Origin of the sequence: Halolamina salifodinae, assembly GCF_017874235.1 — an archaeon.
In the GTDB taxonomy this organism is placed as follows: domain Archaea; phylum Halobacteriota; class Halobacteria; order Halobacteriales; family Haloferacaceae; genus Halolamina; species Halolamina salifodinae.
Window position 1 is genome coordinate 128,963 of record NZ_JAGGLC010000006.1, and the last position, 14,989, is coordinate 143,951.

General features: G+C 68.2%; 14 protein-coding genes and 2 tRNA genes. 9 read left to right on the forward strand and 7 right to left on the reverse strand.

Features of this window, described 5'->3' with window-relative positions; translation table 11 throughout:
• The first annotated feature begins 2 nt into the window (after positions 1 to 2).
• Together J2753_RS13280 and J2753_RS13285 are read left to right on the forward strand one after the other, a co-directional pair.
• Complete coding sequence (locus J2753_RS13280) at positions 3 to 584, forward strand: NUDIX hydrolase (protein WP_209492539.1); 582 nt, start codon at positions 3 to 5, stop codon at positions 582 to 584.
• A gap of 95 nt (positions 585 to 679) precedes the next feature.
• A complete protein-coding gene (locus J2753_RS13285) occupies positions 680 to 1,039 on the forward strand; it encodes a rhodanese-like domain-containing protein (RefSeq protein WP_209492540.1) in 360 nt (119 codons plus the stop codon).
• Positions 1,040 to 1,086: 47 nt separating this feature from the next.
• Here the strand turns inward: J2753_RS13285 and J2753_RS13290 are convergent, their stop codons facing one another.
• The 5 genes from J2753_RS13290 to J2753_RS13310 form a co-directional block, all read right to left on the reverse strand.
• Positions 1,087 to 3,162, reverse strand: coding sequence for a hypothetical protein (locus J2753_RS13290; RefSeq protein ID WP_209492541.1), 2,076 nt, complete (start codon positions 3,160 to 3,162; stop codon positions 1,087 to 1,089).
• 89 nt (positions 3,163 to 3,251) lie between these two features.
• Positions 3,252 to 3,545, reverse strand: coding sequence for a stress response translation initiation inhibitor YciH (gene yciH, locus J2753_RS13295; protein ID WP_209492542.1), 294 nt, complete (start codon positions 3,543 to 3,545; stop codon positions 3,252 to 3,254).
• Between the two features lie 392 nt (positions 3,546 to 3,937).
• The gene (locus J2753_RS13300) at positions 3,938 to 4,162 is read right to left on the reverse strand and encodes a hypothetical protein (protein WP_209492543.1); all 225 of its coding nucleotides are present in this window, start codon (positions 4,160 to 4,162) and stop codon (positions 3,938 to 3,940) included.
• Between the two features lie 337 nt (positions 4,163 to 4,499).
• Positions 4,500 to 4,573, reverse strand: a tRNA-Thr gene (locus tag J2753_RS13305).
• Positions 4,574 to 4,587: 14 nt separating this feature from the next.
• Complete coding sequence (locus J2753_RS13310; RefSeq protein ID WP_209492544.1) at positions 4,588 to 5,070, reverse strand: GNAT family N-acetyltransferase; 483 nt, start codon at positions 5,068 to 5,070, stop codon at positions 4,588 to 4,590.
• Positions 5,071 to 5,446: 376 nt separating this feature from the next.
• Here J2753_RS13310 and J2753_RS13315 point away from each other — a divergent pair, with 376 nt between their 5' ends.
• From J2753_RS13315 to J2753_RS13325, 3 genes are all read left to right on the forward strand, one after another.
• Positions 5,447 to 7,420 (forward strand): 3-hydroxyacyl-CoA dehydrogenase/enoyl-CoA hydratase family protein, encoded by a 1,974-nt coding sequence (locus J2753_RS13315; RefSeq protein WP_209492545.1) that lies wholly within the window; start codon positions 5,447 to 5,449, stop codon positions 7,418 to 7,420.
• Between the two features lie 48 nt (positions 7,421 to 7,468).
• The gene (locus J2753_RS13320; protein ID WP_209492546.1) at positions 7,469 to 8,146 is read left to right on the forward strand and encodes an NUMOD3 domain-containing DNA-binding protein; all 678 of its coding nucleotides are present in this window, start codon (positions 7,469 to 7,471) and stop codon (positions 8,144 to 8,146) included.
• Between the two features lie 48 nt (positions 8,147 to 8,194).
• Positions 8,195 to 8,302: transfer RNA gene (locus J2753_RS13325), tRNA-Glu, on the forward strand.
• A gap of 571 nt (positions 8,303 to 8,873) precedes the next feature.
• Here the strand turns inward: J2753_RS13325 and J2753_RS13330 are convergent.
• Positions 8,874 to 9,839: a WD40/YVTN/BNR-like repeat-containing protein gene (locus J2753_RS13330; RefSeq protein WP_245334649.1), complete on the reverse strand. Its 966-nt coding sequence runs from the start codon at positions 9,837 to 9,839 to the stop codon at positions 8,874 to 8,876.
• Between the two features lie 173 nt (positions 9,840 to 10,012).
• On the opposite strand from J2753_RS13330, the gene J2753_RS13335 reads away from it, so the two are divergent.
• The 4 genes from J2753_RS13335 to J2753_RS13350 all read left to right on the forward strand — a co-directional run bounded on the left by J2753_RS13335 (position 10,013) and on the right by J2753_RS13350 (position 13,102).
• The gene (locus J2753_RS13335; protein ID WP_245334650.1) at positions 10,013 to 10,960 is read left to right on the forward strand and encodes a UbiA family prenyltransferase; all 948 of its coding nucleotides are present in this window, start codon (positions 10,013 to 10,015) and stop codon (positions 10,958 to 10,960) included.
• Positions 10,961 to 11,003: 43 nt separating this feature from the next.
• A complete protein-coding gene (locus J2753_RS13340; RefSeq protein WP_209492547.1) occupies positions 11,004 to 11,807 on the forward strand; it encodes a helix-turn-helix transcriptional regulator in 804 nt (267 codons plus the stop codon).
• Between the two features lie 401 nt (positions 11,808 to 12,208).
• On the forward strand, positions 12,209 to 12,595 hold the full coding sequence (locus tag J2753_RS13345; protein ID WP_209492548.1) for a DUF5820 family protein: 387 nt from the start codon (positions 12,209 to 12,211) through the stop codon (positions 12,593 to 12,595).
• A gap of 57 nt (positions 12,596 to 12,652) precedes the next feature.
• Positions 12,653 to 13,102, forward strand: coding sequence for a UPF0179 family protein (locus J2753_RS13350; protein ID WP_209492549.1), 450 nt, complete (start codon positions 12,653 to 12,655; stop codon positions 13,100 to 13,102).
• A gap of 18 nt (positions 13,103 to 13,120) precedes the next feature.
• On the opposite strand, the gene J2753_RS13355 is transcribed toward J2753_RS13350, so the two are convergent.
• The gene (locus J2753_RS13355) at positions 13,121 to 14,986 is read right to left on the reverse strand and encodes an acetyl-CoA carboxylase biotin carboxylase subunit (RefSeq protein WP_209492550.1); all 1,866 of its coding nucleotides are present in this window, start codon (positions 14,984 to 14,986) and stop codon (positions 13,121 to 13,123) included.
• Between the last annotated feature and the right edge of the window lie 3 nt (positions 14,987 to 14,989).

The following is a 14,989-nucleotide window of genomic DNA, read 5'->3' on the forward strand; positions in this document are numbered from 1 at the left end:
GAATGAGCGACTACCCGCCCCAGGACGGCCGCCGGCACGAACCGCTCCCGGAGCCACACCCAGACTGGCACGTCATCGAGAGCGTGCCGGAGTACGAAACCGGCTGGTTCGTCGCCGGCTACGACCGCGTCGAACAGCCCGACGGCACCGAGAAACGCTACTACTGGGCCGAGCTCCCGACGGCCGTCGTGATCACCGCCGTCACCGACGACCACGTGCTGTTCGTCGAGCAGTACCGGCCGACGATCCGCCACGAACAGCTCGAGCTCCCCGCCGGCGTCGTCGAGGCCGGCGAGTCCGCTACCGCCGCAGCCGAGCGGGAACTCGAGGAGGAGACCGGCTTTTGCGCGGACTCGCTGTCGGTGCTGGAGGAGGTCTGGGTCGCGACGGGCGTGCTCAGACACAAGCGCGCCTACGTGTTCGCGGAGGGACTCACCCCGACCCAGCAGGATCTCGACGACAGCGAGTTCCTCACGCCGCGGGCGGTGCCCGCCGACGAGGCGCTGCCGACGGCCCGGTCGCGGCCGCTCAACGAGGCCACGCTGCAGGGTCTGACGCTGGCCGACGAGGAAGGGCTGCTCTGACTTCCTAATCCAGCCTCCACGTGGCGCCGATATCGCGGGCCAGCCAGACGACCTGCTGCCGTGAGGTTCAACCCCGAGAGGCCGGTAGGCGGGGTATGGACGAAATCTCGCCCGAGCGCGTGGCCGAACTGCTGGCCGACGGCGCCGACCCGACGGTCGTCGACATCCGGGAGCCGCCGGCGTTCCGCCGGGGCCACATCCCGGGGAGCCTGAACGTCCCGTTCCGGCGCCTTCCCGACCGTGTCGCCGAACTCGCGGACGCCGACCATATCGTCACTGTCTGTCCACACGGCAAATCGAGCGTGCAGGCCGCGAAACTGGTCGAGTCCTACGAGGGTGTCGACGACGCCGCCGTCGAGAGCATGGCTGGTGGCTTGAGCGAGTGGGACGGTGAGATCGAGTCGGGCGCCGACGGCGACGCCGAACCCGACGAGGGTCCGGCGGCACCGTTCTAGACCGGCTAGGTCGCGGTCGCGGCGACATATTCGGAATTCACCCCGGCCTACTCGCCGGAACGCCGCCGTCGGAGAGCGATAGCGGCCCCAACGGCGCCGACCGCGGCCGGCGCACCGAACCCGGGGGTGGTCGTCGTCGAAGTCGCTGGTGTCGAAGTCGCTGGTGTCGAAGTCGCTGGTGTCGCAGTCGCGGGCTCCGTGACGCGCACGTCGACCTCGTTGCCCTCGACGCCGACGCGGTGGTCGCCGGCGTCGGGCATCCCGACGCGGTTCGTGACCGTCACCTGCTCGTCCGAGCCGAGGGTGACCGTCTCGGTCGCGATCTGCTCGCCGTCGCGCGTGAACGCCACCGTCGCGTTGCCCGGTACCGTCTCGTCGTTCGTCACGGTCGCGGTCACCGTCGCCTCGCCGCCGCGCTCGACGGATGTGGGTTGGACAGCCACCTCGGTCACCGTCGGCGTCGCCGGCTCCCGGACTCGAACGCTGAACTGCTCGTCGGCGACCGAGACGGTGTAGCGACCCGGCTCGGTGAACTGCCGTGCCAGCGAGGCGGTCGCTGTCTCCCCCGGTGGGAGCGTCCCGTTCGCCTCGTCGACGACCCTGTCGGCGGCTCTGAGGGTCACGGTGTAGTCGCCGGCGGTGCCGCCGCGGTTCTCGACGGTCGGCCGGACCGAGAGCGTCTCGCCAGCCGCAAGCGTCACGGGCGCGGGCAGGCTCGCGTTGCGGTACGGGCCGGTCGCACGCAGGTCCGTCGCCGTGTCGAAGTCGACCTGTAGCAGCGCGGCGTCGGCGCCGAACGCCTCGGTGTGAGCGCTCCGGTTCCAGACCGCGGGCACGTCGCTCGTCGTCGTGTAGCGCTCCGCGACGCTCCGGGTCTCCGCCGTAGCAGCGTTCCCGACGGCCGCGAGGATGTCCCCGTTCGTGATGGGGCTCGTGTGGCCGTTGAGCGCGCTAAAGGCCCGCTGGAGCGTGGCGCCGCCGTCGGTCGCCAGCCGGATCCGGCGGTCGATCTCTCCCGTCACCAGCGCGCCCTTCCAGTAGTTGGCGTTGTTCGCCCAGCTAGTGGGGTCCGCGAGCACTGCCGAGGCCTGTGGGCTCGCGGTGCCGCGGCGTAGGAACTGGGTGAGATCGTCGTAGCTGGCGCCCGCCTGCTGGCTCAGTAGGACGGCGTACCACGTCGCGCTGGCCTCGGTGAACCAGCGGGCTGACTCGTTGGTCCGGAACGCCTGCCGGGTGTGGACGTACTCGTGGAGCCACGTGCTGCCGACGGTGTCGACGGAACGGCTTGCGCGCGTCCAGAAGTCGGTGTCGCCGATCTGGAGCCCCTGAACGGCCCAGCCGACCCGGCCTGTCGGCGCCGCGACGGCGAACACCCGTGGGTCGCGGTCGCCGACATGCATCGCCCGCGAGGCGTTCCCGAGGCCGTCGAGGATCTGCTCGGGCGGGTCCGCGAGATCGGCTGCGTCGGGGACGATTAGCTGAATCTCCTGCCCGGCGACCTGCCGAGTGTGGACTGTGTGGGCGCCGAGGAAAGCGGTCGCCTCGCCGGCGGCGCCCTCGCCGTCGACGCGAGTCGAGCGGTTCACCGAAATCGGCTGGTCGCCCCGGTAGCTCGACCGGAGGCCGACGGTGGGCTGGCGGACCAGCGCCCACTCACCCACGTCGGTGTAGAGGTACGACCCGTCGGCGCCCATCGGACCGTCGCGGTCTGCAGTCCGATTGGCGGCCATCTCGTAGCGAAGCTCTGGGGTCGGCGTTTCGCCGTCCCACTCCCACGTCCGGCTGTCGATCTGACTGAAGCCGTCGGACTCGGTGACGGTCGATTCGGGGTCGAGCGTGACCCGGAGTCCGACCACCTCGTCGGGCGTGTCGAACGTCTGGACGACGCCGATGGAGCCCGGCTGCTCGGGCGTGAGCGACAGCACGGTGTCGACATAGATTGTCGGTGCCGCCGCTACGGTGGCGTTTGCGGTCTCGGTAGTAGTAGCGGCGTTGGGGACGTTGGCGGCGTCGACGGCGTCGCTGGACGCCGTCGTGATTCCGGAGCCGGGCGCAGCGGTTGCGACCGCCGGCTGGCCGAGCACGACGAGTAGCACGAACGCGACAGCGACGGCTCGAGGCACGTTCAAACGGTCGGCGCGGGCCGACATAGTTCCCACGTCACCGCCGCGGCCGGCGAGAGGGGTGAGAAGTCAGGTCGGCGAGAAGGGGGTCAGGCCACGTTGAAGCCTTTGTCGCGGAGGAAGTCCTCCACGCGGCCGCTGTGGTTGCCCTGGAGTTCGATGGACCCGTCCTCGACGGTGCCGCCACACGCGAACTTGGACTTCAGGTCCGAGGACAGACTGTCCATGTCCACGTCTTTCGGATCGAACCCTTCGATGACCGTTACCTCCTTGCCGTACCTGCGCTCGTCGATGCGGATGCTGATCTGTTGGGACTCTTTCGCGACGTCTTCGCAGACGCAGAGTTCCTCAGGCAGCCCGCACGTCGAGCAGACTTCACCCATTACGGCTAGAAATTAGCCACCCGTACTACAAAACAGTATCGGGGACGACACGGCGCGTTCGTCGGTTGGCCGGTTCCAATGCGGCCGTCGATGGTCTATTCCTCCCCCTCGTGGGGCCACTTGTGGACGTACGACCGCCTCGAGAGTCCCCGAGCAGTAGCTCACCGGGGGTGCGCTTCCGGTCGAACCCGCCGATTCGGGCGATATCCGGCCGTTCCTCGGCCGTCTGGAAGTAGTTCACCCCGTCACCAGCCACACGACGCCGGCGACGACCAGCCCCGTGAACGCCGCCTTGAACAACAGCGCCCAGTACTCGGTCTCGTCTCGAGGGTCCCCGTCCGGCACTGCCGGAGCACTACGGAACGGGTAACTTCTGGGGATCTCGCTCCCGCTCAGAACGGGCCGTACGCCCGCACCAGGATCGCCAGCCCGACCAGCGCGGTGATCGCGCCGAAGATCTGGGTGGCGTCGATCTCCCACTCGTCGGCGACGTCGGTCTCGTTGCCCTCCTTCATCGCTGCCTTCCGGGCGGCTTGGTACGGTGCGAACACGTGAATCGATCCCGAGGCGAGCAGAAACAGCCCCGCGACTAACGGCTGCCACCATTCGTAGGCCATGGCTGCTGGTTCTGGCCCGTCGGGCAAATCGGTTGTGGCGGCGAGGAGAGCCGGCGATGTCGTCGTCGCGGGGGTCGACACTGACGGCTGGCGGAAGATAACCTGGACCGGGAGTCGAACACGGCGAGAAATGCTCGTTCGCTTCGCTTACTGTGCGTTCCTCGCCTGCTCGACGCCCGGTGACAGCTTTCGCTCCTCACTGTCGTTCGGAGACGAAAGCCTGGACCGGGAGTCGAACCAGAGCAGGAGGTGCTCGCCCACGTCCGTTCGCTGCGCGCCACCTGCAGGCTTCGACTCCGGGTACGGCTTCCGCTCGTCGCGTTCGCTCCTCGCAGGAAGCCTGGACCGGGAGTCGAACCCGGGAAGTCTCGATTACAAGTCGAGTGCATGAACCACCCATGCTCTCCAGGCGCGGCCGGTGCTAGTCAGTCCTCCCTTGAGTGCATATCGCTTTCGGGTCCTTTCTCCATCTCCACGCGGTGGGGTTTGTAGCCGTGTCGCGCGTAGAACCGCCGGGCGGCCTCGTTGGGCGCCAACACGTCCAAGACGATCCGGTCGGCACCCCCCTCGCGCAGGCGGTCCTCGGCGGCAGCCAGCAGGTCGCTCCCGGTGCCGTCCCCGCGGTGGCTCGGCCGCACGTAGATGTTCTCGATCACGCCGCGGTCGGCGTCCTGCCGGTAGCTCACCGTCTCCGGCGCGAACTCGACGAAGCCGGCGATCTCGCCGTCGTCAGTTCGGGCGACCAACACTCCCTCGGTGACGATGGAACGCGCCAGCCCCTCCCGGACCGACGCACGGTTGGGTTCGGCCAGTAAGTGCGAGCCGTGTGCGCGCTGGTCGCGCGCGAGGTCCACCCAGAGCGACGCCAGCCGATCCGCGTCGGCCATCGTCGCCGACTCGATCTCCATGTCCGGGATCGTTGGACCGCCCGCGGGTAAGAGCTACCGGATGCGGCGCGCGACCGCCCGCCGGCTCCGGCCGGCGGACGTGGAGCCTGTTGCCGCATCCGTGTGCTACCACCCCCGGCGCGCGACCGCCCGCCGGCTCCGGCCGGCGGACGTGGAGCCTGTTGCCGCATCCGTGTGCTACTACCCCCGGCGCGCGACCGCCCGCCGGCTCCGGCCGGCGGATGTGGAGCCTGTTGCCGCATCCGTGTGCTACCACCCCGGCGCGCGACCGCCCGCCGGCTCTGCCCGGCGTCGACGACCACGCCGAACAACCCCGAGCCCGTTGCCGGTCCGGGAGAGGGAAACGTTCAACCGCTGCCCGACCGACGAGGGCCGCATGGATCCCGAGGATATCGAACGGATCGCGGTGCTCGGCGCCGGCAACATGGGTCACGGCATCGCGGAGATGGCCGCACTGGCCGGCTACGAGGTGACGATGCGGGACATCAACGAGGAGTTCGTCCAGAACGGCTACGAGCAGATCGAGTGGAGCCTCGACAAGCTAGCCGAGAAAGACCAGATCAGCCGCGCCGACGCCGAGGGCGCGCTCGACCGCGTCACGCCCGTCGTGGACCTCGACGCCGCCGTCGGCGACGCCGACGTGGTGATCGAGGCGGTGCCCGAGAAGATGGACATCAAAAGGCAGGTGTACCGCGACGTGATCGAACACGCACCGCCGGAGGCCATCTTCGCGACCAACACCTCCAGCCTCTCGGTCACCGAACTCTCGGAGGTCAGCGACCGCCCCGAGCAGTTCTGCGGGATGCACTTTTTCAACCCACCTGTGCGGATGCAGTTGGTCGAGGTCATCTCCGGCGCCCACACCGCCGAGGCGACCCTCGAGACCATCGAGGCACTCGCCGAATCGATGGGGAAGACGCCCGTCCGAGTCCGGAAGGACTCGCCGGGGTTCATCGTCAACCGCATCCTCGTGCCGCTGATGAACGAGGCCGCGTGGGCCGTCGAGGCCGACGACGCCACCATCGAGGAGGTCGACTCTACCACCAAGTACGACCTCGGGCTCCCGATGGGCTCGTTCGAACTCGCCGATCAGGTCGGTATCGACGTGGGCTACCACGTGCTGGAGTACATGTACCAAGAACTCGGCGACGCCTACCGACCCTCCCCGCTGCTCGCCGAGAACGTCGAGAAGGAGGAACTCGGGAAGAAGACCGGCCGCGGCTTCTATGACTACGAGAACGGCGGCGTCCAGATCCCGACCGACGCCGGCCGCGAGGACCTGCAGGAGCGCCTGCTCGCGCTGATGGCCAACGAAGTCGCCGGCCTCGTCGCCGAGGACGTCGCCGACCCCGAGGCCATCGACGAGGCAGTCAAGCTCGGTGCCGGCTTCCCCGACGGTCCGGCGAAGATGGCCGACGACTACGGCCTCGAAGCGCTGGTCGAGCGCCTCGACGAACTCCACGAGACGACGGGTGAGGCCCGGTACGAAGTCGAGGACTCCCTGCGCGAACTCGCCGAGTCCGGCGCCGGCTTCCACGGCACCGGCGACGACGGCTCCGACGCGACCCAGCACGAGACGCTGAACGTCTCGGTCGACGGCCGCGTGGGCCACATCGAGATCGCCCGGCCCCACCGGATGAACACGATCAGCGAGGAGCTACTGGGTGAACTCGACACCGCCATCGACGAACTCGACGACGACGACGACGTACGCTCGGTCCTTCTCACGGGCGAGGGCGACCGCGCGTTCTCCGCGGGCGCGGACGTGCAGTCGATGGCCGCCGGCGGGGGCGACCCGCTGCACGCGGTCGAACTCTCGAAGATGGGCCAGGAGACGTTCGGCAAACTCGAGTCCCTCGACGCGCCGGTCGTCGCCGCCATCGACGGCTACTGCCTCGGCGGCGGGATGGAGCTAGCTACTTGCGCGGATCTCCGGGTCGCCAGCCGCCGGAGCGAACTCGGCCAGCCCGAGCACAACCTCGGCCTGCTGCCGGGCTGGGGCGGCACCCAGCGCCTGCGCCACATCGTCGGCGAGGGCCGGGCGAAGGAGATCATCTTCACCGCCGAGCGCTACGACGCCGAGGAGCTGGCGGCGTACGGCTTCATCAACGAGGTCACCGAGGACAGCGAACTGCTCGACCGCGGCTGGGAGCTGGCTCGCGACCTCGCGGCCGGCCCGCCCATCGCCCAGCGGTTCACCAAGCGCGCGATGCTCGCCGGCCGCGACGACACCGACGCCGGCCTCGAGATCGAGAGTCAGGCGTTCGGCCACCTGATGAACACCGAGGACCTGATGACCGGCGTGACGGCGTTCATGGGCGACGAGGAGCCGGAGTTCGAGGGGAAGTAGGCGGTCGTAGCGGCCGGATCTTTTCACGGATTACGCGGCAGGGCCGCCGTGGGGCGTCGATATCGGAACGGCTGGTGGCTCGAACAGAAGTACTGGGTGGAGGGGCTGACACAGGCCGAGATCGCCGAGGAGTGTGGGGTGTCTGCGAGATGTATCCGGAAGTGGATGCAGAAACGCGGCGTCGAGACCCGGGAACTGGTCGGAGAGAACCATCCACAGCACGGCTGTGAGCGGGACGAGGAGACGAAAGAGAAGATATCGGAGACAATGGAGGGTAGAGAGTTCCCCCAGGAGACCATCGAGCGGTTCCGGGAAGCACGACGAGGGTCGGAGCTTCCCGAAGAAACCCGTGAGCGGATTTCGGAGTCGCTCACTGGGCTGACCCGTCCCGAGTCAACTCGTGAGAAGATGTCCGAGGCCAGAACTGGGGAACGGAACCCGCGATGGAAAGGAAGTATCTCCGAGAGTTACGGTCCGGGGTGGGACCGAGCGCGTCGGCGAGTACGGGAGCGAGACGAGCTCTGTCAGAACCGTGGTGACGATGGATCAAACCGCCGACTCGACGTACACCATATCGTACCGTTCAGGCTGTTTGATCAGGCTAACGACGTACCGAAGTCGGCCGCTCACGACCCCGGGAACCTCGTTCTCCTGTGTCGTCCGTGTCATCGGAAGGCAGAACGGGACGAAATCGAATTCCACTCTTCGTTGGAACCGCCCGAGTGAACGACGAAAAGACAGGTTTATACCTCCCCCTCGACCATATTTAGATACGCTCGGTTGGTGTAGTCCGGCCAATCATTTCGGCCTTTCGGCTAAAATTCGGGCATTGCCCGTTTAGGAAGAAAGCCGATGACCGGGGTTCAAATCCCCGACCGAGCATTTCTACGGCGAGCAACGGTCGCGAGCCGTTGCCGTGCGTCATCTGGGGTTTTGAACCCAGCAAGTCGCAGCAGCCGAGCGAAGCGAGGCTGACCGTCTTGCCTTGGTTCAAATCCCCGACCGAGCATTTCTACGGCGAGCAACGGTCGCGAGCCGTTGCCGTGCGTCATCTGGGGTTTTGAACCCAGCAAGTCGCAGCAGCCGAGCGAAGCGAGGCTGACCGTCTTGCCTTGGTTCAAATCCCCGACCGAGCATTTCTACGGCGAGCAACGGTCGCGAGCCGTGCGTCATCTGAGGTTTTGAATCTGGGTGTGAGCGAGACGGGACCGAAGGTCCCGCTGACAGCCGGCACAGCCGGCCAGCAAGGCCACGAGGGCGAGGTGTGCTGTGCGCGTGGCTGAACCAACTCACGCCAGCGGCTTGGGCGTGGGGGCCGGGTCGGTTGGGGATGATTCCGGCGAATATCCGCCTGCAGAACGAGTGTCGTGATCGCTCGAGAACGGCCGAGGGAGTACATCGTCGGGAGGCTGCCTCTGACAGCACCGTCGCTCCCTCGGCGGTCAGTCTGCGACTACTTCTCGATGACGGTGCCGGCGGCGCCGACGGCGATGTCCGTGCTGCCGCGCCGGATCGACTTCAGGTTCTCCCCGGTCGGCGTCGATTCCTGCGACCAGGTGCCGTCGGCGAAGCTGAACAGGGCGCCGCCACCGCCGACCACGTAGCCCGACCCGTCCGCGAGTTCGATATCGCGGAACGAGGCGTCGCCGAGATCGGTCGGCGTCCACGCCGCGCCGTCCCAGTCGTGGACCATCCCGCCGTCGCCGGCCACGTGAACCTCGTCGCGCCCGTCGGAATCGACGGCATAGAAGTTCACGTTGGCGTCGGCGATGCCGATCCGCTCGTAGACCTCGCCGTCAGTCGTCTCGAAGACGGTTTGGTTGCCGTCGACGGCGTGCCCGTTGGTCGGGCCGTGGAAGTCGATCGCCTGGATCGCCGCGCCCGATCCCGGGGTCACCTGCGACCAGGTCTCGGTCGCGCCGTTCGCGGCACTGCTGTAGATCTTGCCCGAGTCGCCGGCGATGTAGACGTTGGCGTCGCCCGGCTCCCCGACGACGCTCACGTCGTTGAAGTTGTTCGTCACGTCGTTCGGCGCGGAATGGTCGATGAGCGAGCCCGTGAGCACGTTGTACTCGCCAATCGCGCCCGAGGCGCCGACGACCCAGAGCCGAGTCCCGTCGTCGGTGCTCGCGGCGCCGTAGAGGTCGTTGCTGTTACCCGTCGGACCGTCGTCGAGCACGCGCTGCCAGCCGAGATCCGTCCGGTGGAGTACCTCACCGCCGCCACCCACTGCGAACGGACCCACAGCGGTCTCCACGACGGCGTGGAGCGTCCGGGCGGTCGGCGTCTCGGCTGTCGTCCATTCCTCGGCGGCCGTCGCGGCGCCGGCGCTCCCGAGGAGGCCGCCGGCTGCGAGGAGGCCGCCGGTCGCTTTGAGCACGCTACGTCTCGTTCCGTCGAGTGTGGGGGAGTCGGACATTGTGGGATCTCCGTCGACAACCGGGCTAAGGCATACGGCCTCTTTACTTCGGCTCTCGAAAACCCAGCCATCTCTCGCAGGCCGAGTCAGCCCCTGAGTGGCTGTTCAGGGGTTGAGCAGCTCGTCGGGTCGTGACGACAGTCCTTAACGGGGGAAACGACAAATACGGGCAAATGGGTCGCGTGGCGTCTCTCGGCGTCCGGCAGCAGATACACGCCATGGCCGTCGTGAGTCGCCTGTCGGCCACCATCGGCTACAACGTCGCCTCGGTGCTGTTGGGGGTCGGCATCGGCGTTCGCGTCGGCGGCCTCCCGATCGGGGTGACTGCGTGGGTGGCCGCGGGCTACGCGGTGGCGACGATGCTCGCCAAACTGCAGGCCTCCGTCGCCGACGCCATCCACGACCGCGCGGCCGACGCCACGAACCCTGGGAAGAACGTTATCGCCGCCGCCGTCGTGACGCTGGGCGTGCGCCGCGCGTGGGCCCTACTCGCCGGCTATCTCGTCGCCGCGCTGGCGCTCTACGCTGCCGTCGCCGTCGTCGCCGGCACGTGGGTGCTGCTCGCGGGCGTTGCCGTCATCGTGTTCGGTTTTACCTACTCCTATCCGCCGCGGTTCAAGGAGCGCGGGGTCTGGAACCACGTCGTTACGACCGGCGCCGACGCCGGCCTGCTCGTCCTCCCGATCGCCGCGCTGGTCGGCGGCCGCCTCACCCCGTCCATCGTCCTCGCCGTCGGCGTCGTCGCCTGCTACAGTTTCGGCTATCACGTTATCCATCAGGCGGCCGATGTCTACTTCGACCGACAGGCGGGCATCAGCACGTTCGCGACGGCTATCGGCGTCGACACCACCGTCGCGGTCGCGGCCGTCGCGACCGGCGCGGCCACCGGCTTCGCGTTCGCGCTCGGCTACGTGCTCGCGGCCGTCGTCCTCGGGTGTTTGACGGCGTTCTACGTCGATCTGTTCTACTCGATTCAGCGCGTGGACCCGGAGACGGCCTCGCGGGAACTCACCGACCGCTTCAGCATCGCGTGGGTCGCGACGCTCGCCAACGGGGCGCTCGCGGCGGCGGTCTGGCGCCGCGTGCTGGGCTACCCGGTCGTCGACGCGCTACTCGCGTGACGTAGCGGAAACCGATTTACCGCCGGGTTCCCCAGCGTTGGCCATGGAGAGAGACGGCATCGACGGTGAGCGCGTCCGGGACGTGTTGCGAAAGCGTGCCGACGTGCTGGCCATCCTCTCGGCCGACGGACTCGACAAGCCAGTGCTGGGCGACGCGGTCGGCGTCTCCCGTTCGACGGTCGACCGTGCGGTCGCCGAACTCGTCGAAACGGGCCTTGTCCGGTTGGTCGACGGCGAGTACGAGGCCACCCATGCCGGGGAGCTGGGGCTCGAAACGTATCGTGAGTACCGGGACGTGACTGACACGCTGGGGACAGCAGCGCCGCTGTTCGAGGCGCTCCCCGACGACGCGCCCGTCGGCACTGACCTGCTGGAAGGCGGCACTGTCACCTACGCCGACCCCTCGTTCCCCGAGGCGGCGCTGACGGAGGTGCTGGAGCGAATTCCCGAGGCCGAGACGCTCCGTGGGTTCGCGCCGGTAGTGAAGACCAACTACGTCTCGCTGCTGGAAGATGCCGTAGTCGAGGAGGGGCTGTCGGTCGAAATCGTCGTCAAGGAGCGGACGCTCGACTCGCTCCAGTCGGTCGCGGCCGCCCGCGACGAGGTCTCGGCCTTTTTCGCGGCCGACGCCGTCGACGTGTTCACTACCGACGAGGAGCTACCCTACGCCCTCTGGCTGCTCGACGGGCCGGATCTGGAACACGCCGGCATCACCGTCCACGAGAACGGCGCCGTCGTCGGCGTGCTGAGCAACGAACGCCCCGAGGCGGTCGCGAACTACCGCGACCAGTACGAGGCGATCCGCGAGCGCGCGACCCGGTTCGACGCCGACGCGCTTCAGGAGTAGCCCGGCGCGGCCGGCGGTGTTCAGATAATCGGGTCAAAAAGGAAACTGCATCTGTGAATCAGCCGGCATTCCTGGTGGCCTGCGGAAATCGAAGATTTCCGGGCGACGGAAACGGCTCGCCGTTTCCGTAGATTGAAAGGGCGAGGCGTTCGTCGGGCGGCGGCGCCGCCCGGCGGCTAGAGGGAGCTCTGCTCCCTCCGTGCTCGGCGAACCCCGGCGAAGTAAGCACGTGAGCGACTGGAAGGAGCGAACGCGCACAGCGAGCCGCGGAAGCCGAGACAACCGAGGGCTTTCAGCTGTTCCCACCACTTCTGCTGGTAGAAACTCCTTATCTGAACACTACCGCGCGGCCGGCGCTCGGGAGCGAGAGGCCTATCCACGCGGGCCACGCAGGGCCGGCCATGGGACTGGACGCGCTGCCGGAGTCATGGACCGTCTGGAACGAACAGCCGGGCGGCCGCGTCATCCTCGCCTACCGCCCGGACGTGTTCGACGCCGACGAGTTCCCGGCGCCGTGTCTGCCGACCATCTACGTCACCAACGGGTCGCGGGCCAACCGGCCCGGCGCGGGCCAGTATCAGACCGAGGAGTGGCACGCCACCCTCTTTGCCGAACCCGAGGTCGAACTCACGAACGAGACCCGCGAGAGCCGCGAGGCGGCCGTCGACGCCGCCGTCACCGTCGCAGAGCGGTTCGCCGCGGGTGAGATCGACTACCGCGGCGCGTATCAGGAGCCCAGGGAGGCGTACCTCGACGAACTGGACGCGCGAACGGGCCGCGAGGCCTGAGCCCCGCGTCGGCGCCCGGGCGGGAGCCTTAACCACGCAGCGAGGTAACGTCCACGCATGTCCACCGTCACGCTCGTCGGCGCCAGACTCGCCGACCCGGGCCAGGAGTTCGTCTATCAGGGGGAGTCCTCGGCCTGCGACGGCTGTCCCTACCGGAGCCAGTGTCTGAACCTCGCCGAGGGAACCCGCTATCAGGTGACCGACGTGCGCGAGAACACCCAGATCCTCGACTGTGCGGTCCACGACGAGGGGGTCCGGGCGGTCGAGGTCGAGCCGACTTCGATCCCCGCGAACGTGCCCTCGAAATCCGCCTATTCAGGGAGCAAGGCCAAACTCGCGGGCGAGTGCCCGCACACCGAGTGCCCCTCGCACCCGTTCTGTGAGCCGCTGGGCGCCGACTTCGACGCCGAGTACCAGATCGAGGAGGTCGTCGGCGACCCGCCCCACGAGACGTGTGAGTTGGGCCGGGACCTGACGAAGGTCGAGTTGGCGCCGAACAAAGAGTAGCCCGCCGCAGTCGACTGCTTACTCCAGCACCACGAGCACGTCGCCCATGTCGACGCTCTCGCCCTCGGAGACGAGGACCTGCGAGACGGTGCCGCCGCGCTCGGCGTCGATGTCGTTCTCCATCTTCATCGCCTCCAGCACCGCGACGGTGTCACCCGGTGCGACTTCGTCGCCGACCTCGGCATCGACCGACAGGACGGTCCCCTGCATGTCGACGGCGACGGACTCGCCGCCCTCCGGGACTTCCGGCGTGTCGGCGTCGGCGCCGCCGTCGCTGCCGCCACCGCTCCCGCCGGCCTGCGGCGGTCGGCTCTGGCCGCCGCTGCCGCCCACGTCGGGCGTCGGAATCGCGGGCGCGCCCTCCTCCTCGAGGTTCACGTCGAAACGCTTGCCGTTGACCTCGACGGTGAACTCCCGTTCGGCGGTTTCGGACTCCTCGCCCTCCTCGCTGCCGGTCGCCCCGGTGCCCCACTTCTCCTGGGCCTCGGCGACCCGGGCCTGATCGAGTTCCTCGTCGAGGTATTTGGTCGTGTGCGTCCCCGCGACGAACGCGTCGTCCTCGAGCATCAGCCGGTGGAACGGGGCGATGGTGACGACGCCCTCGATGTCGTACTCCGCCAGCGCGCGCTTCGAGCGGGCGATGCACTCCTCGCGGTCCGACCCGTGGACGATCAGCTTCGCGATCATCGAGTCGTAGTCGGTGACGAGTTCGTCGCCCTGCGCGAGCGCGTCGTCCATCCGGACGCCGATGCCCCCCGGCGGGTCGTAGGTGGTGAGCGTGCCGCCGGTCGCCGGCTGGAACTCCTCGTCGGCGTGCTCGGCGTTGATGCGGAACTCGATGGCGTGACCGTCGAGGTCGACCCCCTCCTGTGAGAACGTGAGTTCGTCGCCGGCCGCGACCCGTAGCTGCCACTTCACGATGTCGATGCCCGTCAGTTCCTCCGTGACGGTGTGTTCGACCTGGATCCGGGTGTTGACCTCGAGGAAGTAGAAGTTCGCGTCGGGGCCGAGCACCTCGCCGGCCGCGGCGTCGCGGTCCTCCTCCTCGACGAGGAACTCGAAGGTGCCGGCGTTGTAGTAGCCGGCGGCGTCGGCGCCGCGGCGCGCGGCCGCGCCGATCTCCTCGCGGAGGTCGTCCGAGAGTGCGGGGCTCGGGCCCTCCTCGATCACCTTCTGGTGGCGGCGCTGAAGCGAGCAGTCACGCTCGCCCAGATGGCGGACGTTACCGTGCTCGTCGGCGAGGATCTGCACCTCGATGTGGCGGGGGTTCTCGAGGTAGCGCTCGAGATAGACGTTGGCGTTGTCGAAGTACGCCTCGCCCTCGCGTTTGGCGCTCTCGAACTGGCTCTCTGCCTCTTCGGGGCCCTCGACGATCTTCATCCCGCGGCCACCGCCGCCGCCTTCGGCCTTGATGGCGACGGGGTAGCCGAACTCGTCGCCGAACTCCGTGACCTCCTCGGCGCTCTCGGCCGGTTCGGTCGTCCCGGGGACGATGGGTACGTCGGCCTGCCGCATCGTCTGGCGGGCTTTCGTCTTCTCGCCCAACTGCTCCATCGCGTCGGCGGCCGGGCCGACCCACGTGATGTGGTCGTGGGCCTCGACCTTCCCGGCGAACTCCGCGTTCTCCGCGAGGAAGCCGTAGCCAGGGTGGATGGCGTCGGCGTCGGCCTTCTCGGCGGCCTCGATCACGGCCTCGTGGTCGAGGTAGGAGTCGGCCGCACGGGCGGGGCCGACGTTGTACGCCTCGTCGGCGTGGCGGACGTGACCGCCGTGTTTGTCGGCCTCCGAGTAGACGGCGACGGTGTCGACACCGAGTTCTTCGCAGGCGCGCATGACTCGGACTGCGATTTCGCCGCGGTTCGCGACGAGCACCTTCTCGAACATCTT

Coding starts and splice junctions, on each gene's coding strand:
- J2753_RS13280 (WP_209492539.1), top strand. CDS start 3: ATGAGCGACTACCCGCCCCAGGACGGCCGCCGGCACGAACCGCTCCCG.
- J2753_RS13285 (WP_209492540.1), top strand. CDS start 680: ATGGACGAAATCTCGCCCGAGCGCGTGGCCGAACTGCTGGCCGACGGC.
- yciH (WP_209492542.1), bottom strand. CDS start 3,545: ATGGGTGAAGTCTGCTCGACGTGCGGGCTGCCTGAGGAACTCTGCGTC.
- J2753_RS13300 (WP_209492543.1), bottom strand. CDS start 4,162: ATGGCCTACGAATGGTGGCAGCCGTTAGTCGCGGGGCTGTTTCTGCTC.
- J2753_RS13310 (WP_209492544.1), bottom strand. CDS start 5,070: ATGGAGATCGAGTCGGCGACGATGGCCGACGCGGATCGGCTGGCGTCG.
- J2753_RS13315 (WP_209492545.1), top strand. CDS start 5,447: ATGGATCCCGAGGATATCGAACGGATCGCGGTGCTCGGCGCCGGCAAC.
- J2753_RS13330 (WP_245334649.1), bottom strand. CDS start 9,839: ATGTCCGACTCCCCCACACTCGACGGAACGAGACGTAGCGTGCTCAAA.
- J2753_RS13335 (WP_245334650.1), top strand. CDS start 10,013: ATGGGTCGCGTGGCGTCTCTCGGCGTCCGGCAGCAGATACACGCCATG.
- J2753_RS13340 (WP_209492547.1), top strand. CDS start 11,004: ATGGAGAGAGACGGCATCGACGGTGAGCGCGTCCGGGACGTGTTGCGA.
- J2753_RS13345 (WP_209492548.1), top strand. CDS start 12,209: ATGGGACTGGACGCGCTGCCGGAGTCATGGACCGTCTGGAACGAACAG.
- J2753_RS13350 (WP_209492549.1), top strand. CDS start 12,653: ATGTCCACCGTCACGCTCGTCGGCGCCAGACTCGCCGACCCGGGCCAG.
- J2753_RS13355 (WP_209492550.1), bottom strand. CDS start 14,986: ATGTTCGAGAAGGTGCTCGTCGCGAACCGCGGCGAAATCGCAGTCCGA.